The sequence below is a fragment of the Cupriavidus sp. TMH.W2 genome, assembly GCF_050847365.1.
Lineage (GTDB): Bacteria > Pseudomonadota > Gammaproteobacteria > Burkholderiales > Burkholderiaceae > Cupriavidus.
Genome location: NZ_CP193793.1, coordinates 1,357,588 through 1,383,477, shown reverse-complemented (window position 1 = coordinate 1,383,477; position 25,890 = coordinate 1,357,588). Strand labels below are relative to the sequence as shown.

General features: G+C 56.5%; 20 protein-coding genes and 2 pseudogenes. 3 read left to right on the top strand and 19 right to left on the bottom strand.

The features are described 5' to 3' along the window. Positions 1-286 precede the first annotated feature (286 nt). The 5 genes and pseudogenes from ACREYQ_RS23860 to ACREYQ_RS23840 form a co-directional block, all read right to left on the bottom strand. A pseudogene (locus tag ACREYQ_RS23860) lies at positions 287-547 on the bottom strand (siderophore-interacting protein); the annotation flags it as partial. Positions 548-625: 78 nt separating this feature from the next. Beyond that, the gene (locus ACREYQ_RS23855) at positions 626-1,333 is read right to left on the bottom strand and encodes a PadR family transcriptional regulator (RefSeq protein WP_432260482.1); all 708 of its coding nucleotides are present in this window, start codon (positions 1,331-1,333) and stop codon (positions 626-628) included. 136 nt (positions 1,334-1,469) lie between these two features. Continuing rightward, positions 1,470-2,591: a hypothetical protein gene (locus ACREYQ_RS23850; RefSeq protein WP_432260481.1), complete on the bottom strand. Its 1,122-nt coding sequence runs from the start codon at positions 2,589-2,591 to the stop codon at positions 1,470-1,472. 173 nt (positions 2,592-2,764) lie between these two features. Further along, positions 2,765-4,465, bottom strand: coding sequence for a hypothetical protein (locus ACREYQ_RS23845; RefSeq protein ID WP_432260480.1), 1,701 nt, complete (start codon positions 4,463-4,465; stop codon positions 2,765-2,767). A gap of 315 nt (positions 4,466-4,780) precedes the next feature. Continuing rightward, complete coding sequence (locus ACREYQ_RS23840; RefSeq protein WP_432260479.1) at positions 4,781-5,593, bottom strand: transcriptional regulator; 813 nt, start codon at positions 5,591-5,593, stop codon at positions 4,781-4,783. Positions 5,594-6,051: 458 nt separating this feature from the next. Between ACREYQ_RS23840 and ACREYQ_RS23835 the strand changes: the two genes are divergently transcribed. Continuing rightward, positions 6,052-7,053, top strand: coding sequence for a helix-turn-helix domain-containing protein (locus ACREYQ_RS23835; protein WP_432260478.1), 1,002 nt, complete (start codon positions 6,052-6,054; stop codon positions 7,051-7,053). A gap of 30 nt (positions 7,054-7,083) precedes the next feature. Here the strand turns inward: ACREYQ_RS23835 and ACREYQ_RS23830 are convergent, their stop codons facing one another. Then, positions 7,084-7,902, bottom strand: a complete 819-nt coding sequence (locus tag ACREYQ_RS23830; RefSeq protein ID WP_432260477.1) for a transcriptional regulator — start codon at positions 7,900-7,902, stop codon at positions 7,084-7,086. A gap of 532 nt (positions 7,903-8,434) precedes the next feature. On the opposite strand from ACREYQ_RS23830, the gene ACREYQ_RS23825 reads away from it, so the two are divergent. Further along, on the top strand, positions 8,435-8,590 hold the full coding sequence (locus tag ACREYQ_RS23825) for a hypothetical protein (protein WP_432262695.1): 156 nt from the start codon (positions 8,435-8,437) through the stop codon (positions 8,588-8,590). Between the two features lie 2 nt (positions 8,591-8,592). Continuing rightward, complete coding sequence (locus tag ACREYQ_RS23820; RefSeq protein ID WP_432262642.1) at positions 8,593-10,599, top strand: polysaccharide biosynthesis protein; 2,007 nt, start codon at positions 8,593-8,595, stop codon at positions 10,597-10,599. Here ACREYQ_RS23820 and ACREYQ_RS23815 read toward each other — a convergent pair. The 13 genes and pseudogenes from ACREYQ_RS23815 to ACREYQ_RS23755 all read right to left on the bottom strand — a co-directional run. Then, positions 10,583-11,254, bottom strand: a complete 672-nt coding sequence (locus ACREYQ_RS23815) for a phosphatase PAP2 family protein (RefSeq protein WP_432260476.1) — start codon at positions 11,252-11,254, stop codon at positions 10,583-10,585. The genes ACREYQ_RS23820 and ACREYQ_RS23815 overlap by 17 nt on opposite strands. Positions 11,255-11,338: 84 nt before the next feature. After that, positions 11,339-12,517 (bottom strand): DegT/DnrJ/EryC1/StrS family aminotransferase, encoded by a 1,179-nt coding sequence (locus ACREYQ_RS23810; protein WP_432260475.1) that lies wholly within the window; start codon positions 12,515-12,517, stop codon positions 11,339-11,341. A 12-nt stretch (positions 12,518-12,529) separates the two neighbouring features. Then, positions 12,530-13,180 carry an acetyltransferase gene (locus ACREYQ_RS23805; protein WP_432260474.1) on the bottom strand — a complete coding sequence of 217 codons (651 nt, stop codon included), beginning with the start codon at positions 13,178-13,180 and terminating at the stop codon, positions 12,530-12,532. A gap of 3 nt (positions 13,181-13,183) precedes the next feature. Beyond that, positions 13,184-13,792 carry a sugar transferase gene (locus ACREYQ_RS23800; protein WP_432260473.1) on the bottom strand — a complete coding sequence of 203 codons (609 nt, stop codon included), beginning with the start codon at positions 13,790-13,792 and terminating at the stop codon, positions 13,184-13,186. Positions 13,793-13,815: 23 nt separating this feature from the next. After that, on the bottom strand, positions 13,816-15,066 hold the full coding sequence (locus ACREYQ_RS23795; RefSeq protein ID WP_432260472.1) for a glycosyltransferase family 4 protein: 1,251 nt from the start codon (positions 15,064-15,066) through the stop codon (positions 13,816-13,818). Further along, a complete protein-coding gene (locus ACREYQ_RS23790; protein ID WP_432262641.1) occupies positions 15,063-16,526 on the bottom strand; it encodes a heparinase II/III domain-containing protein in 1,464 nt (487 codons plus the stop codon). Before ACREYQ_RS23790 ends, ACREYQ_RS23795 begins: the two co-directional genes overlap by 4 nt. A 371-nt stretch (positions 16,527-16,897) precedes the next feature. Continuing rightward, a complete protein-coding gene (locus tag ACREYQ_RS23785) occupies positions 16,898-18,994 on the bottom strand; it encodes a bi-domain-containing oxidoreductase (protein WP_432260471.1) in 2,097 nt (698 codons plus the stop codon). A gap of 35 nt (positions 18,995-19,029) precedes the next feature. Beyond that, the gene (locus ACREYQ_RS23780) at positions 19,030-19,974 is read right to left on the bottom strand and encodes a hypothetical protein (RefSeq protein WP_432260470.1); all 945 of its coding nucleotides are present in this window, start codon (positions 19,972-19,974) and stop codon (positions 19,030-19,032) included. Then, entirely contained in the window at positions 19,967-20,536 is a 570-nt protein-coding gene (locus tag ACREYQ_RS23775) for a hypothetical protein (RefSeq protein ID WP_432260469.1), read from the bottom strand. Before ACREYQ_RS23775 ends, ACREYQ_RS23780 begins: the two co-directional genes overlap by 8 nt. Positions 20,537-21,074: 538 nt before the next feature. Further along, positions 21,075-22,421, bottom strand: a complete 1,347-nt coding sequence (locus ACREYQ_RS23770) for an O-antigen ligase family protein (RefSeq protein ID WP_432260468.1) — start codon at positions 22,419-22,421, stop codon at positions 21,075-21,077. After that, entirely contained in the window at positions 22,414-23,433 is a 1,020-nt protein-coding gene (locus ACREYQ_RS23765; protein ID WP_432260467.1) for a glycosyltransferase family 4 protein, read from the bottom strand. Before ACREYQ_RS23765 ends, ACREYQ_RS23770 begins: the two co-directional genes overlap by 8 nt. A gap of 33 nt (positions 23,434-23,466) precedes the next feature. Then, a complete protein-coding gene (locus ACREYQ_RS23760) occupies positions 23,467-24,669 on the bottom strand; it encodes a lipopolysaccharide biosynthesis protein (protein WP_432260466.1) in 1,203 nt (400 codons plus the stop codon). Between the two features lie 65 nt (positions 24,670-24,734). Next, a pseudogene (locus ACREYQ_RS23755) lies at positions 24,735-25,607 on the bottom strand (IS5 family transposase); the annotation flags it as partial. Positions 25,608-25,890 lie beyond the last annotated feature (283 nt).

The following is a 25,890-nucleotide window of genomic DNA, read 5'->3' as shown; positions in this document are numbered from 1 at the left end:
TCGGCACGTCTCACGCAGGTCGCGGTCCGCGGACACAGATCAACTAGCTGGCAGCGCAATGTGCTCCTAGCGACACTTTTTAGTTTATGCTCTACACGGCGGCGCCGGCTTGCCTCTCGTTGAGCAGAATTGGCTGAGTCGTAGAATGTGGCCGCGGACCGTCCGGGGTCTCCGCCGGGACACTATCTCCAAATTCTATGGGTCAGGTTCGTCGCCCGGTAGTTGGCGCCCGGCGGGGGGCTAGCGATCGCTTAGAGTGCAAAATTTTCCGTTTTCTGAAGCGACCCCCTTCAGGGAAGTTGATGCCGTCCGGACTGACCTGCGGCAGCACCGGCTTGTCGGCGCCATCCACCGGGAAGAAGACCTTGACGTGGTCATCGAACGACGCCGAGACAAAGTCCTGCAAGTCGGCGCCGCCCAGCGTGACGCGCAGCAGTTGCGGCGACACCTGCGTGGTACGCACCACCTGCAGCAAGCGCATCTTGAGCGCATGGCGCACGCGCTGCACAGTCAGGTCGCGTGCGGATGCCTGGTTGTTTTCACTCATCTTGGAATTCCCTGGATTCAAACCCGGCACCTGCCGGGTCAGGTTGCCGATGGCCGCGGCCAGCGTCAGTGCCACGTATCAGGCCTTGCGGACCGCTTCGATCTCTGCCGCGGCGCGCAGCAGGATCTCCGCGATGCGGCGCTGCTCGTCGACGCCGGCATCGCTGCGCAGCGCAAGCGCGCGCTTGATCGCGGCACGGGCCTGCATCAGCTCGGGCAGCCAGCCACCCTGCTCCGGCTCAGGCTGCGGCTCGCCGCTCATGGCGCGCCGCATCCACTCCACCTTGCGCGCCACGTGGCGCAGCTTGGCGATCATCACCTCGACCCGCTCGCGGTTGGCCGTCAGGTGGGCCTTGCCGGTCTCGGACAACTGGTAGCGCTTCTTGTTGCCTTCCGTATCGACGGTGGCGTAGCCGACTTCTTCCAGATACGTCAGGGCCGGATAGACCACGCCGGGGCTGGGCTTGTAGAAGCCGTTGGTGCGGGTCTCGATCGCCTTGATCAGTTCATAGCCGTGGCTCGGCTTCTCCTCGAGCATGGCAAGCAGCAGTAGCTGCAGGTCATCGGCGCTGAACTTGCGGCCACGGCGCCAGCCTTCGCCGTCGAAGCTGCCGGGGCCGTCGGGGCCGCCCGGGCCGAAGCCATCGTCATGGCCGCCGCCCCAGAATCCGCCGCCGTGGCGGCCCACGGCGTGGCGGGCGAAATGACGGTCAAAGTGCGGCACAAGGCGCATCAGCAGGTGACGGCCCTGCCCTGAAAAGCCGAAAGGGTGGGAATGATGGCGCATGGCTAGCTCCGATATGTCGTAAAACATATCTTACGATATATATCGTACGAGGCAAAGTCAAGCGCTAGACGGTCATGGCCGCCGGCGACTCCTGGTGTGTGCCGCACATACCGGCGTCAAGTGTCGCCACCCCTGGTCAGAACCCCGAGAAGCGAATGCCGATGGAGCCATAGCCGTAGTACCGGTCCATCTTGCCAGCGGTCGCGGCGTTGTAGAGGAACGGGATGGTGCCGACGAAATTGTGCAGAGACGCCTGGCCGCGCACGAACACTTCCATGTTTTTCACGACCGCATACGACAGCTCCATCCCCAGCGTATGGTTCGAGCGTATCGGCGAGTAGCCATAGGTTTGCGCGCGGCTATCGACATTGCTGCGCAGCAGGTACTGGAACTGGTAGCCCAGCCGCGCGGCGAAGTTCTGGTACTTCCAGCGCCATGAGCCGCCCAGGCTCACGTAGCCGGCCGTGTAGTTGAAATCGTCGTTGATATTGAGCCCGAACTGGCTGGCGTCGACCGCGAACGAGGCTGACTGCAGGTTGACGTTGCCTACGCGGCACGGTGCGGCCAGCGCGCCGTTGGCAATATTGTCCGAGCCAATGGCGACATTGAAATTGCAGTTGCCCTGCTGCAGACGCGTATTGATGCCGCCAATGGTCACACGGCTGACACCTAGCCCGAAGAAGCCCGTGAGCTGGTTGCGCTCAGTCAGCTCGCCCGAGAAGATCACGTCGGCCTGGCCTTGAATATCGTTGGCGTTGTTCACCCTGATGCTGTTGAACGTAGTATTGCGCACCTTCAGCGGCGACGAGCGGTCCAGGCTGCCGGAGTGATCTCCCCACAGCGCAAAGCGCATCATGATCCGGTCGCGGGCGCCCGGCTCGGCCAGCGGGTCATAGTGCAGGGCCAGCATCCAGCTGTTGATCTGATTGGTGTCCGGGCCGTAGTCGATGTCGCGGCGCCAGTAGGTGGCCGAGCCCGACCAATGCGGCGAGAACTTATAGCCCAGCATCAGCTTGCCGCCACGATAGTCGCCCGCATTGTCCGGCACGCTGCCCTGGCTCTGGCGCAAGTCGAAAACGTCCACGGCGCGATTGACCATGTCGTAGCTGGCCTCTAGCCGCACGGAGGTAAATTCGCCCGTGGCGGGCTCTGCCTGCATGAATACGTCGTCCGGGGCGGCGCTGGCCGCGCCTGCGCACGATAATCCCAGCATCAGGGCGCCGGTCCGGGCGAACCGGCGCTTGCGATACAACAGCATAGAGACTCCGCGGCCCAAGGCCGGCCTCAGGCATGGCGCGCGGCGGACCCAGGGCCGCCGCGCGCAGACAAAAAGAAGCCGGTCACCCGCTGCAGCGCCCCTTGGGGGCGAGCATCAGCTGACCGGGCATGGCCCTCTCCATCCAGGCAGAGGGCATGACTACGCGCCGGAGATTAGTTGAGCGTGACCGTAGTCTTGATGCCGGCGCCGCTCACCGTTGCCACGCCGCTCTGCACCGACTGCGCCTTCGCATTCTGCACGCTGCCACTGACCAGCGTACCCAGTCTCACCGCCTTGCCGCCCATGCCAGTGACCGCCAACGTCACGGGGAAGGTGCTGACCGACTTCGGCGTGAGCGAGTCGATCTGCGTCTGGCTCAGCGCGCCGGCGTTCTTGAGCTTGCCGAGGAACACCGTGAACGGCAGGTTCAGCGAGCCGCCGTTGGCGCTGTCGTACAGGCTGTCCGCCGTGGCGTTGGTCAGGCTCGCGGCGGTCGACAGGTTGCCGCTGATACGGAACGAGTAGGTCGTATTGGCCGGCACCACCGCGTTGATCAGCTGCGAACCGTTGAAGGTCAGCGTGACGTTCTCGATGATGACGTCGACCTGATTGCCACCGTAGCTGTAGCTCAGGCCGGCACGTACTTGCGATGCACCTCCCGCGAAAGCGTCACCGTTCTGCGTTGCCGCCACCTTGATCGAACTCAGCGTGCCGCCCGTGACCGACACCGTATCGGCAATCGGGTACGGCAAGCCGTTGATCGTCAGATTCGCCAGCTGGATGTAGTTGGTCGGCTTGACCGCATCCGCCACTTTGCTGACCGCGGTGCCATCCACTGCGCTGCCCAGGTCGGTGGCCGCCTGCTGGATCGCGGTGGTGTTGCCGGTTGCCACGGCGTCGCCGAGCTTGGCCAGCTTGGCCGTGTTGGACGCATCGCTCAGCGCGGCCGGCGTCACCGCCGACACCAGCGCCGTGGTCGTTGCCGACTTGGCGCTATCGACCACCGCGTTGAGCGAACCGCCCGACTTCAGCTTGGACAGCGTATCGGTCGGGCTGCTGCCCAGCGTAAGACCATTCAACGCCGTGCTCACGGCCGACACCTGGCTCACCACCGCCGAAGCGGTCAGCGCAGCCACGTTGGCCGCCACCGCGGCAATGTTTGACTGCAGGCTTGCCGGCAGGCCGGCCTGGGCGTTCTGCACAGCGGAAGACACCACGTTCGTCACCAGCGCGGTGCTGGCGAGGTCGGCCGTGCCGGACGCATTGCCCACGGCGGTGGCGACTGCCTTTGCCGCCGCGGCGGCCGCATCCGCGCTGCTCAGCGTGCCGCCCTTGGCCAGGCCAGTCAGCGTCTTGGCGACCTGGTCCACCAACTGCTGCACCACCACGGCCGCCTTGAGCACGGCTGCATCCTGCATCGGGTCCAGCGTGGTCAGGTCCTTGCCCGCCAGGCCGAGCTTGGTCGCCAGTGCCGCGGCCTGGTCCGCGCCGAGTTGCGCCACCAGCGTGGTCAGGGGCGAGACCACTGGTGTCACGCCAGCCTTGTAATCCACCGCCGGTGCCTGCAGCACGCCGGTGAACGGCACGTTGGTACCGATATCGGTGCCGCCGGACACACTGAGGGCGCTCTTGGTGCAACCGGCCGGGAAGGTGAAGTCACCTGTTGCATTCGTCGTCACGGTCTTGTTTGCGCAATCGAGGAAGGTGACCGTCGCGCCCGACAGGTAGAAGTCCACGGCCTTGCCGCTCACGGTGGCCGCAGGCTGGGAAGGCGTCGAGGGAGAATCCGAGCCGCCCCCTCCGCAAGCGACCACAGCCGCCGTGGCGGCTGCCATCATGCCGAGGGTAAAGATATTCCGGGTATTGGTTTGCACGCTTCTCACTCCTGAGATCGATACTTCGATACTTCGATACTTCGATTTGTGGTCTATGGATCTGGCAATCCTGCGACCGTCCACAGCTGCGCCGCGCACCCGCCCCGCCGCGTCATATTGCGCTTCACGGACACGTCAGCCGGGATACGCACGCGGTTCCTGCGGCAGCAACTTGCATTTCGTGCCAGCCCACTTGATAAACAATCCTCACATCGGCGTCATCCCTACTTGGCGGGGGAAAGCCTGCGCTTGCGGACAGTCCGAGGGACCAGTCAGCGGCATCGTCAATGCGCGCCAGCCCGCCATGGCTGGCTACTACCCCACTCGCCTTTGCGCCAGTTGCGTCAATGCCACCTCAGGAAAATCCCCTGGCACCAGCCAGCCAGCAAGGAACTGCCCCATCGCGTCGAGCAGCACGTCCGACGTCAACCCTGATGCGCCGGCCAGCGCCGGACAGACAATCCACGTGGTGCCGTCGCGCTCCAGCACATGCAGGGTCTTTTCCTGGTCAGCGGGCTGCAGGATGTAGTTGGTGACGCTCACGTCCGCAAGCGCAAAAGCCTGCACGAAGTCGTCGAAGTGCCGCCCGCCAAGGCAGACCACCACCTTGGGCCTCCAGTACCGGCGGATGCTATCGATGAAGGCGAAGCGCTCACCGTCGCGGCAAAGCGCCAGGTAGCGCTGTTTGGGCACCAGTTCCGGCTGGCCCCGAAATGCCTTTGACCACGGCGTCTGCCCAATCAGATGCATCGGCAGGGGAAACAGGCTGAGCTTGAACTCGGCGCCGTCGGGCGCGTACAGTTGATGCTGGAAGTAATGCTTCCAGTCCTGCTCGCCTGCTGCCGTGCCGACGACATGCGCACGCGCCGCAGCCATGATCCTGGCAATCTTCTTGTGCGATTGCCAGCGCTCCATGTGGTTGCGGTGCTTGTCGCGGTAAGCGGCATCCCACGCGTTCGGCCCCATGTGCGGGACCAGCGGTGCCACCAGCGACTCTTCCCTCGGATGCGGCGCGCGGTCACAAAACCACACTGCCGCCCCCGGATTTCCCCCGTCCATACCCACGTAGGACGCGAAGAACCTGTCCAACTGCTCACGTGTAAAAACCGTTTTTTCTTCTTTTTCCATGCCTCTACCGCTTTGGTTGAGTAAAAGTTACCCAAACGCCGAGGCTTGTACACGTTCGGGCGAAACACTAAATGACCGCCAAAGATTTTGCGTGCGAATCGCGCATTCTTTTCCCCACTTAGGAAGTATTCGTTGTCATCACGTTTCCCTACATGAGAGGGGTAACGTTCAACTCCCTTGCACGAATCTGTCGCGCGCGATAAAAGCTATCCATGACAGGATGGCGAGCGAATCCGGCATTCAGCCATGGAGGAAGCGGCAAGTTCGCTTGCATGAAGAACGTTCGCTTCGGATCGCAGCCCTGGATCAGCGCAAACTTGATGTATCTACACTCTGTACCGGTCTGAGCCCGCCCGCCGATCATGCCAAACGCTACAGCCAGATCGCGCTGCGTCCGCCGCATCCGAAGCGAACCCGAACGCCTGCCGCATAGCAACTTTGAGGTGGGTACCGGTGGCTTGCAGGCCGCCAAGGGCCAGATCCTTGCATGGCGAGAACGCGTCGGGCACATCATGGACCTGGAAGTCACGCGCGAAAGCATTCGCGCGCCCTTCCAGGGTGGCATTGACCGCTACCTTGTCGGGGATATGTCTTTCACCGACTGCCGCTGTGATGCGGTCACGCTGCAGCGCAGTCTCGCCCGGATTTCGACGGATTCCGTACGGCACCACGTGATGCAGGTTTTCGTCGAAGGCAATGCCGGAGTCGTTTCCGGAGACCGAGGCAATCCACAGCCGGCTCAGGGCGGAATCCTGCTGACTGACCTCGGACAGCCTATCCAGATGCGGCGCCAGGCGTCGCGCGCGCTGTCGTTCTTTGTGCCGCGCGCGATGATGGATGGAATCTTCATGCAAGCTGAGGCCGCGCACGGACGCATCGTGGAAACGAACACGCCATTGAGCCGCCTGGCGGTCGCGCACGCCATGGCACTCAATATTGATCTCCCCACAATGTCACCGGAAGCTGCCGCTGACGCGATGCGCACCGGCGTGGAACTGCTTGCAGCGGCCTTCCGGCGGGGAGTCGGCCTGGACGGCAGTGCGCGCGCCGCTGCCCGCAGCGCCCTGCTTGCACGCGCCCGCCGCCTGATCGACGCCAATCCCGGCCACGCTGAGCTATCACCTGCCACGCTACTCGCAAAACTGGGAATCTCGCGAGCTACCCTTTACCGCCTGTTCGAACCAGAAGGCGGGGTGCAAGCCTATATCCGCAACAGCCGGCTGCGCGCCGCCGCGCGGGACCTGGTGTGCTATCCCCAGCTAGCCGTGAACGATGTTGCCTACGGGCTGGGTTTCAACAGCCCGTCCGACTTTACGCGCGCCTTCCGCCGCGCGCTCGGCATGTCGCCCAGTGACCTGCGCGCCTACGCTACCGACGCCGGCAACCGCGCCTTCTGGCAAGCTGCGAACGCCGCCCAAGGCGAGGATTTCCGGCAATGGCTACTGCGCAGTAGCCCGTGAGGGCACGCCGGCCGTGCCGGAAAATTGCCGTCACACCGCGGCTTCGGGTGCTTCCCATCGATACCGATCGGGCTCTTCCGGCCGCAACTGGAAGTCAGCGATCGTCAGCCACTGGCTGATGAAGCGCCCCATCGCAGTCAGCAGCACGTCCGACGCCAGCCCGGCAGCGCCGGCCACCGCGGGGCTGACAACCAGATGCGTACCCTGGTCCTGATAGACGCGGAGTATCCGCGCCTGATCGGCCGGCTGCAGAACATGCTCGGTGCACCGCAGACCACGCATGCCGAAGGCGTGCAGATAATCTTCCTCGTGACGCTCGCCCAGGCAGATCACCACCTTTGGGCGCTGGCGCCGGCGCAAAGCTTCGATAAAGCGGAACCGCCCGCCATCGCGGCACAGTGCCAGGTAACTGGTCTTGGGATTGAGTTCAGGCTGCATGCCATACAGCCGCTTCCAGGGCGGTCCGTTGTCCGCGCGAATCGGCAGCGGGAACAGACTCAGCTTGAATTCCCATCCGCGTGCACGGTACAGATATTCAGACAGATAACGGTGCCAGTCGCCGGTATCGTGCCGGCCGAACAGCGCCATTTCCCACGCTGCCGACATGATGCGCGCGATGCGCTGGTGCGTCTGCCACCTTGCCATATCCTGTGCATGGTCGGCACGGAAGTTCGCGTCCCAGGCGTGCGGCACTCGCTCTGGAACCAGTGGCGCCGCTAGCGGCGCCACCGCCGTGGTGGGCACCGGATCGCAAATCCAGACGGCCGCCGTCGGATTTCCCCCCTCCATGCCGACGAAAGAAGAAAAATAGGTATCGAGCTGATCGCGGGTAAAGACGTTTCCTTTCATGACCTGCTGCTTCTTGCTGAGGTGAGGGGCATAGATATCGGCATGAGACAGGCATTACTTTAGTGCTGAATGCACGGGGCAGAGCGTAGCCGTGCTTCCCCTTTACACTTAACCGTGCGTCTCAGAACGACAGCGCATGATGCAAAGTTGCCACACAATCATCACCGCACATTCCCTTCCTCTGCAGGGTACCGACAGATCGCGCTGCGCCGCATGATCCGGCCCAGATAAAACGAAGCACACCGGCGCCACCAGCGTGCCGGCAGTAAGAAAGCGTTGCAGTTCCAGGGATCGTCCTCAGACGACGCTGCTGGTGGAGGTCACCACCTGAACGCAGTCACGCCCAGGAACCCACTGCCGCGGAAGCAGTCCTGCACGACTTTGCTTTGTCCATGCCAGGAAGCATGCGCAGACAAGACGCATGCTCTTGGCGAGCCGGGCCGCCAGAGAGCGTCCCCTTCATTTCGGCCAGGGGAAAAAGCATCGGCACCCAAATGGGTGCCAGTGACGCGAATGCTTTCGGGGGAAATCAGTGGGTGTCTATCGAGATATGTTTGCCAGGCATCACGATCAGCTAGCGCTGATGGTGCGCCTGCTGGACGCCGGCGCCATCTGGCTTGCCGCGCTGCTGGCCAGCGAACTGCGCTTTGCCGCCGCGCACGCGCCGATACACCGGTTCGTCCAGTGAAAATGACATCCGCCCTTACCCGCGGGCTACTCACTCTCCCGCGCCGCAGAAAATTCCTTCTGATGGTTGCGGCCGACATACTGGCGCTGCCGCTGTGCTTCTCGCTCGCGCTCCTGCTGCGGACGGGAGGCGCCGAACTGCTGAAGCACTATGGCGTACTACCGCCGCTGGCGATCACGCTCCTGACCATTCCGGTGTTTTACCTGAGCGGTCTCTACCGCGCGGTGCTGCGGTATATCGACATCAAAGTCTTGTTGGTTTCAGGTATCAGCCTGGCCGCCCTGATCGTGCTCACATACACGGTGTCGGTGGTGGTACAGGATGACTACCTGCCGCGTACAGGTCTGCTGATTTACTGGTTCATTGCCTTCGCCTATGTGGTTATTTCGCGCTTCCTGGCGCGCTCGCTGCTGCGCACCTCGCACTACCGAAAGAATCACAGCAAAGTGGCTCGCCTTGCGATATTTGGCGCCGGCGAGGCTGGTTTCCAGCTTGCCCTCGCGATGCGCGCTAGCCCGGATCACCAGGCGCTCTGCTTCTTCGACCACGACGTCACGCTGAATAATAAAACCGTCGCTGGCTTGCCGGTCTATCACGACAGTCGCCTGGTCGAGCAGTTGAGTCGGCTGGGCATCGACGAAGTGGTCCTGGCCATTCCTTCGATTTCACCCCAGCGCCGCCGGGAGGTACTGGAAAGCCTGCGTACGCATGCGGTAGAAGTGCGTACCCTACCCACCTTGCTGGAACTGGTGGATGGCAAGATCACGGCGCAGTCAATCCGGGAAATTCGCATCGAGGACCTGCTTGGCCGCGAGCCGGTGCTGCCTAACAAAAACCTGTTTGCCAGGTGCACGCGCAACAAGGTCGTGATGGTGACGGGGGCCGGCGGCTCGATCGGCAGCGAGCTGTGCCGGCAGATCGCCACGCAGGAACCACGCAAGCTGGTCCTGTTCGAACACTCCGAGTACGCGCTATATACAATCGAACAGGAATTGCGGCAGCTCTTTCCGGGGCTGGACATATCGGCGCGCATCGGCTCGGTGTGCGATCCCGAGGCCGTCACCGCTGCGGTGCACCGGAACCGCGTCGATACCATCTACCACGCCGCGGCGTACAAGCATGTGCCGCTGGTTGAGTCGAACATGCCCGAAGGCATCCGCAACAATGTGCTGGGCACGTTGACCGTCGCCGATATCGCCCACCTGTACGGCGTGGAGACTTGCGTCCTGGTCTCGACCGACAAGGCGGTACGCCCGACCAACGTCATGGGCGCGAGCAAGCGCATGGCCGAACTGGTCTTCCAGGCCGCCGCGGCGCGTCCGCGCACCCGCACCACCTTCTCGATGGTGCGTTTCGGCAACGTGCTGGGATCATCGGGCTCGGTCGTGCCATTGTTCCGCCGGCAAATCGAAACCGGCGGACCGATCACGATCACCCACGCCGACGTGGTCCGCTACTTCATGCTGATCCCCGAAGCGGCACAACTGGTGATCCAGGCCGGCGCAATGGCCAAGGGCGGCGAGGTCTTCGTGCTGGACATGGGAGAACCCGTACGCATCGTGGACCTGGCACGTACCATGATCGATATGTCCGGACTGCAGGAGAAGACCAGGGACAACCCCGGCGGCGATATCGAGATCAAGGTGGTGGGCCTGCGCCCCGGCGAGAAACTCTATGAAGAACTGCTGATTGGCGAGGATGTCATACCCAGTTCGCACGAGCGCATCTTGTGTGCAAAAGAGGACTCCACTGAAGAGGCCACGCTGCACGATCTGCTGGCCGCGCTGTTTGCCGCCTGCGAGACGCGCGATTCGCTCAAGATCCAGAACCTGGTGCAAGCGATCGTGCCGGAGTACGCACCCTACAGCTCGCTGGACGGCAAGAGCCGCAAGGCATCGCGTCCGCGTGTATTGCTCCCCTTCCCCTTCGGGGCCCGTGCGCGCGGGCGGGAGGACGTGCTGGCGGATTTCGCGGAACTGAACGCCAAACAGATCAAGGTGAGCAGCTAGACAGAATGCTCCGCAGCCGCACAGAAACCAGCCGCATACCACTGGCTGGATCAGTATAAATCTGCCGAGTATATTTTTCGGTCGCACCCAGCCAATGCGCTGCACGCTGCCAGAGTGCAGCCTTGGCCGGATTGACCGTGCCATGCATATCGACAAGTACCGCAGCAGCGAGTGGCAACAGGACGAGCGAAGCCAGATGCGCCGGCCGGAAGCTCAGTTGCCAGCGCAGATACGAACAGACTACCGCTCCACCAACGACCAAGCCAGCCAGAGTTTCTGACAGCGTGTGATAGTTTCCGCTCAGTAGGGTTATCGCCATGAACAGGGCTGCAGCCAGCCCCAGATAGAAGCCCCATCGCGCGGCGCGTGTGCCAAATGCGGATAAAATCATCATGAACAGCAGCGGATAGATTGCTGTAGTCTGCATGGCGTGGCCGCTGATGCTGTAGAAGCCAATCGATGGCAAGCTCCAGCCGCCAAGATCGAACACCAGCTTGCCTGCAACAATCATCGCGATGCCGGCGCTGAAACAGACTAGCCAACGCGCTGCATGGGCTCGATACCCTGCAAGCAGCAATGCAAGAGCGATTGCCGCGGCAAGCGGCAAAGTCCACGTGCTATCGCCGAAGGGAACGACATGTGCCCACAGCGTCATAACGAGGTGACCCTCGCAAATAAACGGCCACCATCATCGGGGCAAGCCGCTTGCCGCTCTCCCGCTTTTGCGGGCTTTAGCATGTCAACCACGCGTAGCCCGCTCCACCACCGCGCGAGCCACCTGTGCGGTCCGCGCAATCTCTGCCTCGGTCAAGGTCGGATGCACCAGGAACAGCAAGCTGGTCTCGCCCAATTCCATTGCCGCCGGCAAACGCTCGGCCGGACGCCACCCCGTACCATCGAACGCCTTTTCCAGATACACCTCGGAGCAGGAACCCGAATAGCACGGCACGCCCGCTGCGTTGATCTCCGCCATGATCCGGTCCCGATCCCAGCCATTAGCCAATGCTTCGGGCCGTACGAAGGCATAGAACTTGTACCAGGCATGATCCACGCCTGCCGGCGGCAAAGGAACCCTCAGCGCTTTGCACGGCTTCAGTGCCTCGACCAACGTCATGGCGTTTGCCGTACGCCGTGCGGTCCAGTCCACCATGCGCTTCAGTTGAATACGGCCGATCGCCGCCTGGATCTCCAGCATGCGCCAGTTGGTGCCAAACGACTCGTGCAACCAGCGGAAGCCCGGCGGATGCTCCCGCTCATAGACCGCTTCGTAGCTCTTGCCATGGTCCTTGTAAGCCCACATGCGCGACCACAGATCACGGTCGTTCGTCGTTACCATGCCGCCTTCACCGCCAGTCGTCATGATCTTGTCCTGGCAGAAGGACCAGGCTCCGACATGACCGATTGAGCCTACCGCCCGCCCTTTATAAACCGCCCCATGCGCCTGGGCGCAATCTTCGATCACAGCAAGACCATGCTCCCTGGCCAGCGCCATGAGCGGATCCATATCGCAGGGCCAGCCCGCAAGATGTACACAGAGGATGGCCTTGGTGCGTGGGCTGAGCACCGCCCGCACGGTCTCGGCGGTAATGTTCTGGTCATCGCAATCCACGTCGGCGAAGACCGGGGTGGCACCGGCCAGTACGATACTGGATACGGAGGCCAGGAAGGTACGCGAGGTGACCACCACTTCGTGGCCCGGACCGATATCCAGCGCCTTCAGGGCCACGTCCAGAGCCAGGGTGCCATTGGCCAGTGCGACGGCGTGTTCCACGCCCACCCAGGCGGCGAACTCGCGTTCGAATTCACGGCCTTCCGTGCCGGTCCAGTAATTGACTTTGTTGGAAGCCAGCACGGCTTGCACGCTCGCCATCTCTTCGGGCGAAAAACTCGGCCAAGGTGAAAATCCGGTATTCAGCATCTCTCTATCCTCTCACTTGATCATCGAGCGCGCAGGATTACCCACTACCGTCGCGCCAGCGGGCACATCGCGCGTTACCACGGCACCCATGCCAACCACCGCCCCGCGCCCGATAACCAGCGGCTTGCCTGGCTTGCCCTGCTTGAGTACCGCGCCGGTACCGATGTAGGCGTGGTCTTCAATCAGCACGTTTCCATTGCACTTGACCCCAGGAGCGAAGGTTACGTAATCCCCTATGACGCAATCGTGAGCCACGTAGGCATAGAGATTGGCGTGAAATTGCTTGCCGATCCGGATGTTGCTTGTCAGGGTGACAAAAGGACAAATCACCGCGCCTGCGCCGATGCTGACGTCATCCAGCATCACCGTATTGGATGCAAGTATGTCGATGCAACCAACGCCATCCTGCTCCGCGCGCAAGGCCAGCCGTTCTCGTACCTGGCTGTCCGCAATCGCGAAACCAAGCTGTCTTTTGTCCGCCGGTACCTCCAAAAACTGCGCATATGACAGCACCCGATGGCCATTGCTTAGCGGCGCATTTTCTCCATCGTCCACGAACACCAGCTCAAACGGTCCGGTTCGAGCAGCCGTCAATTGCGCGCGCGCCAGAGGCATGACTTCGCGCCCGAATCCGCTCGCGCCATAGATTCCAATCAACCTCATCGCTTACTCCTTCTGTTCGTTCGTCGGGACACCGGTGAATCGCGTCATGGTAGCTTCGCCGGCTGCGCTGATCCCGTCGCGCACCAGTACCTTCTTTATGGTCAATGCCAGGATCTTCAGATCCAGCCCGAGCGTACGATGGTCTACGTACCACGTATCCAAGACAAACTTCTGCTCCCAGGACAGCGCGTTCCGGCCGTTGATCTGCGCCCAACCGGTGATACCAGGACGTACCTCATGCCGACGAGCTTGCGCGGGAGTGTACAAAGGTAGGTACTCCATGAGCAACGGCCTTGGGCCTACCAAGCTCATATCCCCTTTAAGCACGTTCCATAGCTCGGGCAATTCGTCCAGGCTAGTGGACCGGAGAAAACGGCCAAAAGGCGTTAACCGAACGGCATCGGGTAACAACTCGCCATCCGATCCGCGGCTATTTGTCATGGTACGAAATTTGATCATGTGGAATGGCCGTCCCTGCAGTCCCGGGCGAGTTTGGCGGAAAAACGCTGGGCTGCCCAACTTGCGCCGTACCTGCCAAGTCAAGAGTAGAAGTGGCAGCCCGAAAAGGAGCAGGGCTAAGGTTGCAAGAACGATATCGAAAACGCGCTTCATCAATCAGCTCCCGTCTCAATACATCATTTGTTGATCGCTACGTGCGTCTTGCCGGCGATAGGTAGGGCGCCTTCAAGCCAATCCACCCACTTGTCCGCCAACACCGCCCGGCTAAACTCCCTCTCCGCAAGAGCGCGGCCACGCTCGCCCATAGTCTTGAGGGCAGCTCGGTCATTGGACGCAACTTCGAGCGCGTCAGCAAATGCGACAGGATCGCCAGGACGCACAGCAAATCCGCAGCGATGTTGCTCGATCAACTCTGCCAGCCAGCCCGGGTAGTTGTTCAGTACTGGCAATCCAGACGAAATATAATCAAAGAACTTATTTGGAGATGTGCCGTAGTAGAATGCCGGAACGTTGGACAATATCTGCAGCCCCACATCAGTAGCGGCCATCAGACCCGCTAGGCGAGTCTTGTTGACAGGGTTGTGGAACACCACATTGTCCAGACCCTCGCGCACTGCCCGCTCCTGCAAACCGACTTTCAGTTTTCCCTGACCAATCAGCAGGAGCTTGATATCATCCCGGCCGCGACGCTTAAGTTCGGCCGCAGTATCAAGTACCGCATCCAGCCCGTTTGCCACCCCATGGGTCCCAGCGAATACGGCTAACAAGTCACTTGATTTCACTCCGTCTGGTCGCCAAGGCTCCACCGCGCTGGCAAAAATATCGAGGTCACATCCATTTGGCAACAAAGCGATGCGCTCTGCTGACACACCCCTATGCGCAATGCCCTTTGCAATGCCAGGAGAAAGACCGACAAGCCGGTGAGCGGACTGATAGCTGGCCCATTCAAGCAGCGACATAGCCTGCAACACCAGCGGATTACGAATCACACCCATAGCGCGGGGGAGTTCTGGCCAGAGGTCACGCACCTCAAACACAAAGGGCTTCCCTTTCAGCCAGCGGGCAAAAACACCAGGAATGCCCGCCGTTAGCGGAGTCGTTGTGGCGAACAGTACGTCGTACTCTTCGGTGAAAGCCAAACCAACGCTGCGCATCGCGAACTTCAAAAATGTGAATCCGCGCTTAACAAACCCATCGCTATTGGAATAAGCCAAGTCGAATTCTACGATATCGATACCGTCTACCACCCCTCGTCGGCTCCCCTTGGCGAACGGCAAAGTTAGGCCCGTTTCCCCGCCCCCGTAGCTACCACAGACCATAGTGACTTGGTGGCCTCGGCCCAACAACTGGCGCGCCATTTCATAAGAGCGAATGCCAACTGAGCCTTGCGGGGTAGAAAAATGCTGATGAAAATAGAGAACTCTCATACAGTCCAGCGAAACTCCGTTGTCAAGGTGCCCGGTTGCGTGACTTCAATCTCGAGAACAGGCACGGGGGCTTTCTCAAGATAGTGGCGCGACTCCCAGCCCTCCACCAATTCCAAACGGACTATGGGGACGCTTGCCCGCACTGCCAGCGAACAAGCACCGTTAGTCAAACGATGCCCATCTAACTGCCAATTACCTGGCGCGATACGCCAGCGCAGTACAGCTTTGTGCGCGAAGCCAGCAATCTCATCTATAACCTGCAGATGGGAATCGGCAAGATTCACATGACGACTGTGACTAGCCTTCAGTCTGTCGATGTATGAGGCGGAAAATGTTGAAGTAAGCTGGCCCACCTCTAATTGCGCAACCTTCGTTGTCTTCAACCAATCGCAGAATAGAAATCGGCTCAAACGCGGCATTTGGTCGCGATCGTCAAATTGTACTGTGTTGTGACTCGCGGTACCGGCGAAATAGTTCAACCATCGCTGGTCGGCGTTGTAGCTAAAGGTACCACCATCACGCAGCAGGTTTTCACCATCCACCCAAAAATCGAGATGGAGAGCATCAGCTTGGCTTGGCCGGAATCGAAAGCGGGGATAGCGCAGCATTGCCATAGCATCTCTACGACGAAGAACTGCGAAGCCCCCATCATCCGCGACGCGGCTGCTCGGCCCCGGAGCGCACTCCTCAGGCGTTCGAACTCCTAACCAATGCAGCACGTGATTCCATGGACCGTCCTCCTTATAGGCACACTGCCCTGCAAAAACGGCCATCGCCAGTTGCACAGTCGGGCGATAGTCTCGATAAGCTGTATCGGCTAATTGCAGTAACCGCGCGCCATCATTCGCGCCAAGATTTGGACCATCGCCGCTTGTCGGACTGACCATGTCGTGCAACCAGCGCGCAGCCTCTCGTGCTCTCGTTTCGAAATGATCGGAAAATCTAGGCAGCCTGTTCTCTCTTCGCCATACCTCCACGATACAGAAGGTATCCAGCATCACACGGTGGTAATTCAGTGAATATTGGCTGAAACTCCCTTGGTCCCCAATCAAGCGCCCGGCGCGATTCTCCAGCCAATAGCGCCCTTTATCCTGCCAGCGCACCGCCTCCGTAACACCAGCCCCTGCTAGCCAACTCCCACCGATAAATAGAGCAGCCGCCTCGGATGTCCCATGGTTATTGTCCTGTGCCATTGCATACTGCAGCGTGGGCTCAATGCGCTGTAGGTGAACCCGGAGTAAATCCATTAGCCCTGGCGTCGTCTGCTTCACGTCCCCCAGCATTTGCGCCGCCACCGCCAGTTGCATTACTCGCAGCGCGGCCTCCTGGCCACATTTCCAGTTAGGTCCCAAGTAGGGTGGATTAGACTCACACCAATCGGCTAGCCAAGCGTTCAAACGGCTTAGTGCCTCCGAGTCCCCCTTGTGTGCCCGCTGGGCGAACGCTAGCAGCCAATCCATGCGGGATAATTCCCAAATGACTTTGATGTCGCCTGCCACAGGATCAAAGTCTGGAATTAGCCACCAAGGGCGTTTCGGCGCTGGTATACGCTGGCCATTGAACGGGTTAGCAAGCCAATCGGGTGGCTGCATTGTCAACCGAATCGGCCAGTGGCTAAACAACCGCGCGGATACCTCCCAATCACCGACAGCAGGCGCAGCAAACCGCGTGCCCTCTGACGGTGCCAAGTAAAATGGCCCCTTGGGCACGGTGGCCCGTAGTCGTCGCACTGGGTTCAGGCCTAGCTTGACACCTAAACGATAGCCCGCAACGCGGGCGATGTTAGGTAGTCCCAACGAGAGGACTGTGCGTGCCTTTGTCACGAGCGCGTTCATTGTCTGCGCAATTGTTCAGCCACCCCTATCGTGACCTGTGCAACCTCAAAAATCTCCTCCAAAGGGATGGCGGGAGAACCACTTTCGATCGCCCGGAGAAATGCCGCAGCACACGCCTTCTGACCTTTATCTCGCTTCCAAAGGTTGAACTTATTGAAACCCGGCCAGCCATAGCCTTTGAGCTTACGAAAATTATCCAACTGGAGTACGCGACCAGCAGCAAATACTTCTACCCGCTCCTTTGGAAAGCTAGCTGCCCCGTTAGCGAGATACAAAATGGTACCGAACGAACCGTCTTCGAAGCCGAGAGTAATGGAAGCCTTATCTTCGGTAATTTCCATCCCTGGAGCGTTGCCCATGCGGCGCGCTTGAACGGAGACAATCGGACTACCGGCGAAGAAACGCATCAAGTCAATGAAGTGACAAGCCTCCCCAATGATGCGCCCTCCCCCCACTGCTTCGTCCTGTGTCCAATGGTCAGCCGGAATTGCACCAACGTTCATGGTCATAATGAAGGACTTTGGTTCCTTCACTGCATGCAGTAACGCCTTCATTCTTTGAACCTGAGGCGAGAAACGGCGATTGAATCCCACCATCAATTGCGGGCCTTTCGGGGCATAATGCGCCTCGGCATACGCAGCCTCAACGGCCGCCAGTCCGTCGCGTTGGATCGCTAGCGGCTTCTCCACAAACACGTTCTTACCTGCGCGGAGTGCCTGTGCAACAAAATTCGCGTGAGTATCGTGGCGAGTGGCGATCGCCACCGTATTAATTGCGTTGTCGGCCAACATGGCGCTCAGATCAGTGGAGGCAACTGCAAACCCTAGCTTTTCACCATGGATCACGCCGTTGATCCCACCCGCAGTGACGATCGTGTGCAACTGAGCGCCGGCCGCCTTGAACGCAGGCATCAACATACGAGATGCATAGTTTCCCGCACCGATAAAACCGAGTACGGGTCGCTGTCGGTCGAATCGCACGTTAGTGGAAAGGGCAACGCTACGACCTGCCCGCTCATCAACTGGCGAAGTGTATCGCAAGAGAATGCCCAGCCCACGCCTGTCTTGAGTGAGCGTTTCATAGGCTTTGGTTGCGTCCTCAAATGAAAAGCGGTGCGTTATGAGTTCCCTAACATCCAGCTGACCACTGGCCAGCATGTCAAGCACCGCTTCAAAGTTACGCTGCTCTGTCCAGCGGACAAAACCCCGCGGATAGTCTTGTCCTTTATCCTCATAGTCCGGGTCGTATCGTCCTGGTCCATAGGAGCAGGACACCTGAAAGCTCAGCTCCTTCTCGTAAAAATCTGCACGATTGAGTTCAAGTCCGGTGACGCCTACCAATACGATGCGCCCTCGCTTTCGACTCATCCTGGCGGCTTGGGTTATTGGATCCGTCGATTTAGTAGATGCTGTAACAATCACTCCATCGACACCATATCCACGGCTGAACGCCATGCCCGCAGCGACGGGATCCTCGCCGGCACCTGGATTGCAGGTAGCCGCCCCGTACTTCCGCGCCAAAGCCAACTTAGCTTCATCAAAATCAATCGCCAATACACGACAACCGTGTGCCCGTAGAAGCTGAACGGTCAACAAACCGATAAGCCCGGCGCCTGTCACTACGAAAGACTCGCCCAATGTCGGCTGGGCAAGACGAATACCCTGCAAGCCAATACTGGCGACAACAACAAATGATGCGGATTCGTCATCCACCGAATCCGGAATACGGGCACACAGATTCTTTGGCACTCTGACCACGTCGGCGTGGGGGCCATTGGACACTACTCGGTCACCGCATTTGAAGCCGTCAACCCCTTCGCCGACCTCAGACACCACACCCACATTGCAGTAGCCCAGCGGCAAAGGTTGCATCAATTTTGATTGCACCGCTTCAATTGTGGTCACGAGTCCGTCGGTTCGAACCTTCTCAAGTACCATCTTGACCTTGTCCGGTTGCTGCCGGGCCTTTTGTAGCATCGACGCCCGACTAAAATCCACCAGCATTCGCTCGGTACCTGCGGAAATAAGCGTTATGCGAGTTTGTGCAATTAGACAGTTATAGTTATTGGCCGGCGATGGAGCAACCTTGATCATGGTGCTTCCGTCCTGTAGATTCTGCAGTAGCTGTTTCATTTTTCAGAAGCACAACATTTGTAAAGTTCGAAAAATTTCTCTATCAAATCAGACTTGTCGCCATATTTATAGGTAACTACCGCTGCGGGACGAGGAACCACATTCGATGCTAAAACACTACAATCGAAATGCAAAGCCTCTAGCACACTTACGCTCTCTCCATCCGTCGATGTCAGCCGCAAGAATAGATCCACCTTATCGAATATAGGCCAGAGTTCGCGCTGCCCTTCCAGTACAATCAAATAACCCGTCCGTCTCAATTCCAATAATTGATCCAAGAGGGGCCTCGGAATATTTTCTACATTGAAATCACCGAACGCTACCAGGAATCTCGATTCAATTCCAGCCGACAACAGATGGTTAATTAATAAGACCAAAGAATCTATCCCATACAAATCGCGTCCGTCGGCATCCACGGAGTATCTCCAAGCCGCCGTGACGACTTTGAACGGGCGCGGGTCATTTATGAACTCGACAACTTCTCGGGGATATGTCCCCAAAACTTGCTGCCTCTCACTTTCATTCGGCGGTATAAACGGCGATTCAACGGCAACTTTATCACCACACCCCCTGAGTCCGTACTCATCTACCAAGTGTTGATGCACAACTCTCACGGCCAAGAGTCGCCGAACAAAGAAAATGTACACAAAAGCCAAAAGATTATTGCGCCACAAATGACGGCTTGCGTTGTGATCATATAATATTGTTCGCGAGAGTATCCCGAAAACAAAAAAAACTGCCAGCACTTTAAGGCTTGCAGAATTAAGCAGAAAAACATTATCTCTCCTGGCGCTCAACCTTACCAGACTAAGAATCCATGCCTTCTCGCCAAAATCAATATATTTCCCACCTCGCTCCTTAATACTCAAAAATTTTCTCTGAACGAAAACGCTTACACCACCGAGCGGAGGCGGAAATCTACCTACCACCACCTCAGCCATATCTCGCTCCTAGCTCACAAAGAAACACTTCGATCGCATTCATCGCCGATTTCACAGAAAAATGTCTTTCGAAAACGCCTATAGAGACGTCAGAACCAGGATATGAAAACTCACCAACCAGGATCACATCAGCCTCACTAGAAAACTCTATAATATGACCGGCAACACCAAGAACGGGAGAGTATGACCGGATGGCATTCGTGGTAACGACATTAACACCACACGACAAATATTCTGCGAGCTTTATTGGAGAGGAGACATTATTTATTACATGATCATCCCTGATCAAAAACCCAAATTGCTGGCTCGAAAGAAAATCCTGAACCTCGCTCTTCTTTGACAAAGAGACCACCTTCACCTTACCTAGCAACTCATCACTCGCCACACTGCTCAATATTTTCCAGCACTCTTCCACTTCTTTGGTAGCAACACTGAAAAAAGCCTCAGGATTACCTCTCACCACGCCACTCATCAAACGAACAATTATTTCAAAATTTTGCCACGGAGCCATCCCACCTAAATAGCAATACGAGAAAGGATTCCGATACACATTTTCATTCATGGTCAAATCGGATGTGCAAGGCAAGATCAACGAAGGCTTACTCAGTGATGCGGAACATCTATCACCATATAAACCCCTCATAAACTCCGATACGTATATATAGGCATAAGAAAAATAGAGTGCCATATACTCAAATACCCTCAAAGCCAAGTACCTCACCCGGGACTTATGCTTTAGATAACTCTCCTCCGCAACCAACCCTTGGATCCAGTAGATAACTCTCGCTTTCGACCCAAAAAGCAAAAATCTTATTGCCAGAACCTGCCAAACGTTGAGGCAAACCACAAAGTCAAAAGATCTCAGGCATTTCAAATCAGAAATCGATAGACATCTAAGGCTACCACCAACCAACACTTTCTCCGCATTCGCCCCAGCATCAACGAACTGATTAAAAATTCTGGACCAAGCTAGGCCGACTGCATTTTCTTCCGAAACCCCAGAAAAACAAAATGCGTATCTCATAAAAAAGGCACCGAGATTTTAATGAAAACTACCGCTAATCGCGATTAAGTGGTCACGCCAAAATTAACCGCTATATCTACATAACATAGATTCCCCCATGAGAGGCAGAGCTGCGCACCGACGAATATCCGCGCACACATACAAATCCCATAAATACTATTAAAAAAAATTGATAAAATGAAATTGACATACCCATCAAAAGATATGACAAATAACCAATCAAAATAATTCTATCACTACGCCTTTTTGAGATTACCGAGTAAGCCACAGGGAAGACGACAAATGCAATGTAAATTACCCCTCCGATAAAACCAAGTTCAGCAATTACTTCAATGTAAGTATTATGAGCGGCATCTCCCACATCAGCCCTAAAACCACCTGGCCCAATACCAAAGACGGGCGATTGATTGATTAATTCAACCGCTTTCCCCCAGAACTCAAATCTCCCACTCGCACCATCACTCACCACTGAACTCTGGATTGACCCCAACCGGTCAAATAAATATCCCACCTGGCTGTAAAGAAGAATTACAGCCAATATCATCGCGCTACCTATCTGCAATTTATTCTTCGACTTCATTCCCCCGAATAAAACCAGTAGCACCATCATGAGCAGCAAGGAGACCGCGCCAGATCGACTCAAGGTCCCTAATATCTGCATCGCATTCGCGGCGGCACAAAGCAAGAACAGCAGCTTCCACCTCTTCGCTTTGGCGTACAGGCTAATGGCGATCGCCGTGGGAACGAAGTGAAGAGCGGCGGTGTAGTTGGGTTCCTGCCCGAGCCACAGCAGCCTTTTCACGAACTCCGAATCCAAAAATATCTGGGCCTTCGACTCCCAAGAGGATCCACCATCTACTGCAGCAGATAAAAGTACCGGTGGAATTTCGGAGTAGTAACAGAAAACCTTGTACACAAGCGCGAATGCTGAGGCAATACAGATACTGACCAAGAGATATTGATACTCGTTCTCTCCTCTAACTGACACGCACAACAAAATTAATAGAAAAAAACCTTGAACGTAAATTGACAAAGCCCCCAAACTGGCAATTTCGTTATTTGAAATAATAGCCGAAATTAATGACGCCAATATCAAAGCGAGCAACGATACCGTCCAACTCTTCCCGAAGGAGGAAAATTTCACACTCAACCCATTCCCAACAGCGGAAAACAGAGCATGAAAAAAAATAGCGCAACAGATTGCCATAATCAATGGCAGGTCTGACATCAACGCAACAGGGCTAAAAAATATATACGGTATGGCGCAAACCAGTGCAACTCTGTTCGTTGACAAAATCAACAGATAAATTATGACTACCGCTCGATAAGTTGATTGCGAGCTTGTCATAATCCCAATCAACGAGAGGATGATGAAACCTGCCGCTAGTACACAGGCGACTGTTCCCCGTTTCGGGCTATTCATAGCAATGTCGATCTATTTCACGTGCCACACCAAGCCATGTTTGGAGTGCTGGAGCAGGTAACCCTGTCCTCTCTTCAAGGGATAGGCTGGCGATCTTCTCTGCAATGTCCGCAGGATCATCCGGTTTAAATCTTACTACCCTATCCATAACCGATGCCTCTACGGGAACATGGTTTGAAACTAACAATCGACAACCTGCTGCTGCTGCCTCATAGAGAACCAATGGCATAACTTCGCTGAATGAGGGAAGTATGAACGCTCTGGCTGCAGCATAGGCAGATGGCAGCAACGAATCCGCATTGTCCACAGCCGGCAAGAGATGTATTTTTCTTGATCGCATCTCGTTGATTTTCTCAATGTATGCTTCACTGCCATCTCGAGCAGGCCCTATATTCACATAGCTGAAGTCTGCCAGACCCTGCTCCTCTAACAGTCGAATTGCGCGTACCACGTTTAATTGATTCTTTCTTTCTTCCACTGAGCTTACCTGCAGAAGCATATTTCTAATGTCTGGATAACGTGTCTCGAATTCAGATGGCGTGGAGCAAAAAAACCTCTCGTCTACACCATTAGGAATAATTGATATTTTATCTTCGTTAATTTTGAAACAATCGCTCAGCAGTTCTGCTTCTTGATCGTTCAAAGCGACAACCACGTCAGATACATCAAATAGAGCCCGCGCCACCCTATAGCCGGTGTAAATTCCAGGCAGTCGAGAGGCTGCAATCTTGGCCTTTAGAAGACGCCGACCAACCTCGAATGCATTTAATACCGGAGAGACAACGACTCTTATTCCATACTTTTTTGCCCTCAGTGATAAGTACAAGTTACTGGCATCAATTGAAAAGCAGTGCAATATATTGGCAGTAGAATCCAAATCAGCCCAAGGATTATGATAGATTACATTGTGTCCAAGCTTGCGAAGTGCACCTTCGGTCCGAAGAACTTGTATTTGTAGACCGCCCAAATCCAGCCCAAAACGAGGATACGCATTGAATACTATCTTCTTCATAATCACTTAACCTCAGCCACGTCTTAAATTATTCTAATTTTGAGTTGAAACTAGCCAGTAAGAATTTATGCCGAGTGACAAAACTGCAACCAAGCACATCGATATGATCACCCCTATGAGGCCAAAGGTACTTACCAAAAATGCGTAAACAGGAATCGAGGCGAACAGAATTAGCTTATTTGTAGCCAGATCAAGATCTGATTTCCCCTTAACCACAAGTGCCATTGAACACATATAGTTAGCCAAGCTAAAAATTAGCCAAAAAGATAATCCAATAAACAACGGCGCCGCTACTATGTTCTTCTCGCCATATATGAATACAAATACTCTTTGCAGATATGGACTCAAAACAAACATCAGAAACTGCAGGATGACGATAGTCGTCACCGTGAAGCTCATAAAATTCCTCACCGAAATGCTATTCAATCGCCGAATAAATGACGCTTTCACAAGCTCGAAGATCCGAAGTCCCGCCGCCGGAATCTGCATCGCGATATTGAGCTCACCTACTCGAGCGGCTGGAAGAATGCTCGCAACCAGCATTTCTCCAGACTTCACGTTAATCAAAGACATTACATTACTAAGGAATATATTTGAAGAACGTCTGTAGATCTTTCTAACACCAAAAAATGCGTTAGCACCAACACGGAGATGAGGAATCGTTCTGTACAAAATAATCGCGCCAAACGTCCTCGACGAAATAATTGCAATCATCAAAATAGTAATTCCACTTAACGAAGAAATTTTGCTTAGAAGAAAAACTATTAATAACCTTGTCAACTCGATCGCGACATTAGAAATCTGCGCGAATCTTCCTCTTCCCGTTGCCTGCTCGAATGAAAAAGCATTTGAATACAATGAGACTACGAGGCAAATCAATGCCCCGTAAAGCAGTGCCTCAGTAGTTTCATAAAGAATCAGCCCAAGAACAATGAAAGGTGCAGTCATTAAAATATTAGATTCAGTTGTTCGCCTTGCAATTGCCTCGAAATACAATCTACGTCGTTCGTACCTGCTAATTTTTACCAGGCGTGTCGCATAATACATTCTGCCACCGAGGTCGACTAATATCCCTAAAACTGTAGAAACCAAAAGCGCTATCACGTATTGCCCTATTTGGGATATAGGCATATTTCGCGCGACATATACATTTGTTATCTGGTTTATAATTAAACTCAGACCGGCGCTTCCTCCGAAAACTAATAAATTGCCCATCGCACGGCATTGTTGCTGCATAGATCGAGTTTGAAGGTAAGGGCGACGCTGGTGGTCTTGAATTCATGCGATGCGGACGGACTGAAGGCGAGCGCCGCCATGCGTTTCAGCACGACTTCACGGATCGACACCTTGGTCGCCTGGGACCCGGCCGCGCGCGCCCACAAGCGATTGCCTATGGGCGTCTTGAGCCGGCACATCGAGTTCTCAACAAGCGAATGCCGGGGATAATCGCTGGACTTTTTCCATTCGCGTCGGCCACTTCGCGCAACGTCTTCAATGACCTCATTGCGCCATGGTGCACTGGGCGCGCCCTCGGGCCATAGCATCGCTCCCTCACTCGGCGGAATCGACGGTTGTGCATCGCGCGTGGCAACTGCCGGGTGGCATTGCCTGGAGTCATACGCGCCGTCGCCGCCGATGGTGTCGATCGGCATGTCGCCCAGGGTCTGTTCGAGTTGTTCGGGCAACACTCCGGTATCAGCCACAGGCTGGAGCGGCATCGCAGCCGCGCATATCTGGCTGGTCTGCGCGTCCATCGTGAGATGCACCTTGCGCCAGGTACACCGCTTCGAATGGCTGTGTATACGCGCCTTCCACTCGCCTTCGCCGAAGACCTTCGGGCCGGTGCCGCTGAGCGCCTCACCGGGGCGCAGCTCCCGTATCACCACGTTAAGATCCTGCGCGCGTCGACTCAGCGTCGTGAAGTTCGGCACTGGCAAGTTGGCGAAGGCGAGCTTTCGAAGGCTGCTGACAAATCCCTGCAGGATACGCAACGGCAGACGAAACACTTGCTTGAGCCACAGCAGCATCTGAATGACGACATCCGAGTGGACGCACGGGCGCTCACGCTTGCGCGACTCAAGCTCGGTGTCCTGCTTCAGCTCGCTCATGTCGATCCACATCGTGACGTCACCTCCGGCGATCAGCCCGGCGTTGTATGCCGACCAATTCCTGATTCGGTAAACCCCTTGGGTTCACATCTTGTATTTGCCCTTGCGCATCCTCTCGCCCAAAAAAATCGAAAATCTACGCCGATAGCGCGAAGATGGCAGGGGCGCCCTGCCCACCGATCCGGGATATGCGAAAAAAATGCCTATTCCAACTTTCCTATATTTTGCCTGCCTCTTTTGCGAAATATTCTATCTAATTTAGATTATTAGCAGAACAAGGAAAATCATATTATTCACGCTCGCATTAAAATGTTCGCGCGACAAGCCTTTTAATATCCTTACTCGGTAA

Coding starts and splice junctions, on each gene's coding strand:
- ACREYQ_RS23850 (WP_432260481.1), bottom strand. CDS start 2,591: ATGCTGTTGTATCGCAAGCGCCGGTTCGCCCGGACCGGCGCCCTGATG.
- ACREYQ_RS23790 (WP_432262641.1), bottom strand. CDS start 16,526: ATGGATTGGCTGCTAGCGTTCGCCCAGCGGGCACACAAGGGGGACTCG.
- ACREYQ_RS23765 (WP_432260467.1), bottom strand. CDS start 23,433: ATGAAGAAGATAGTATTCAATGCGTATCCTCGTTTTGGGCTGGATTTG.
- ACREYQ_RS23855 (WP_432260482.1), bottom strand. CDS start 1,333: ATGCGCCATCATTCCCACCCTTTCGGCTTTTCAGGGCAGGGCCGTCAC.
- ACREYQ_RS23775 (WP_432260469.1), bottom strand. CDS start 20,536: ATGAATGAAAATGTGTATCGGAATCCTTTCTCGTATTGCTATTTAGGT.
- ACREYQ_RS23815 (WP_432260476.1), bottom strand. CDS start 11,254: ATGACGCTGTGGGCACATGTCGTTCCCTTCGGCGATAGCACGTGGACT.
- ACREYQ_RS23810 (WP_432260475.1), bottom strand. CDS start 12,517: ATGCTGAATACCGGATTTTCACCTTGGCCGAGTTTTTCGCCCGAAGAG.
- ACREYQ_RS23770 (WP_432260468.1), bottom strand. CDS start 22,421: ATGAATAGCCCGAAACGGGGAACAGTCGCCTGTGTACTAGCGGCAGGT.
- ACREYQ_RS23795 (WP_432260472.1), bottom strand. CDS start 15,066: ATGAGAGTTCTCTATTTTCATCAGCATTTTTCTACCCCGCAAGGCTCA.
- ACREYQ_RS23805 (WP_432260474.1), bottom strand. CDS start 13,180: ATGAGGTTGATTGGAATCTATGGCGCGAGCGGATTCGGGCGCGAAGTC.
- ACREYQ_RS23785 (WP_432260471.1), bottom strand. CDS start 18,994: ATGATCAAGGTTGCTCCATCGCCGGCCAATAACTATAACTGTCTAATT.
- ACREYQ_RS23830 (WP_432260477.1), bottom strand. CDS start 7,902: ATGAAAGGAAACGTCTTTACCCGCGATCAGCTCGATACCTATTTTTCT.
- ACREYQ_RS23800 (WP_432260473.1), bottom strand. CDS start 13,792: ATGAAGCGCGTTTTCGATATCGTTCTTGCAACCTTAGCCCTGCTCCTT.
- ACREYQ_RS23820 (WP_432262642.1), top strand. CDS start 8,593: ATGACATCCGCCCTTACCCGCGGGCTACTCACTCTCCCGCGCCGCAGA.
- ACREYQ_RS23760 (WP_432260466.1), bottom strand. CDS start 24,669: ATGCAGCAACAATGCCGTGCGATGGGCAATTTATTAGTTTTCGGAGGA.
- ACREYQ_RS23840 (WP_432260479.1), bottom strand. CDS start 5,593: ATGGAAAAAGAAGAAAAAACGGTTTTTACACGTGAGCAGTTGGACAGG.
- ACREYQ_RS23780 (WP_432260470.1), bottom strand. CDS start 19,974: ATGGCTGAGGTGGTGGTAGGTAGATTTCCGCCTCCGCTCGGTGGTGTA.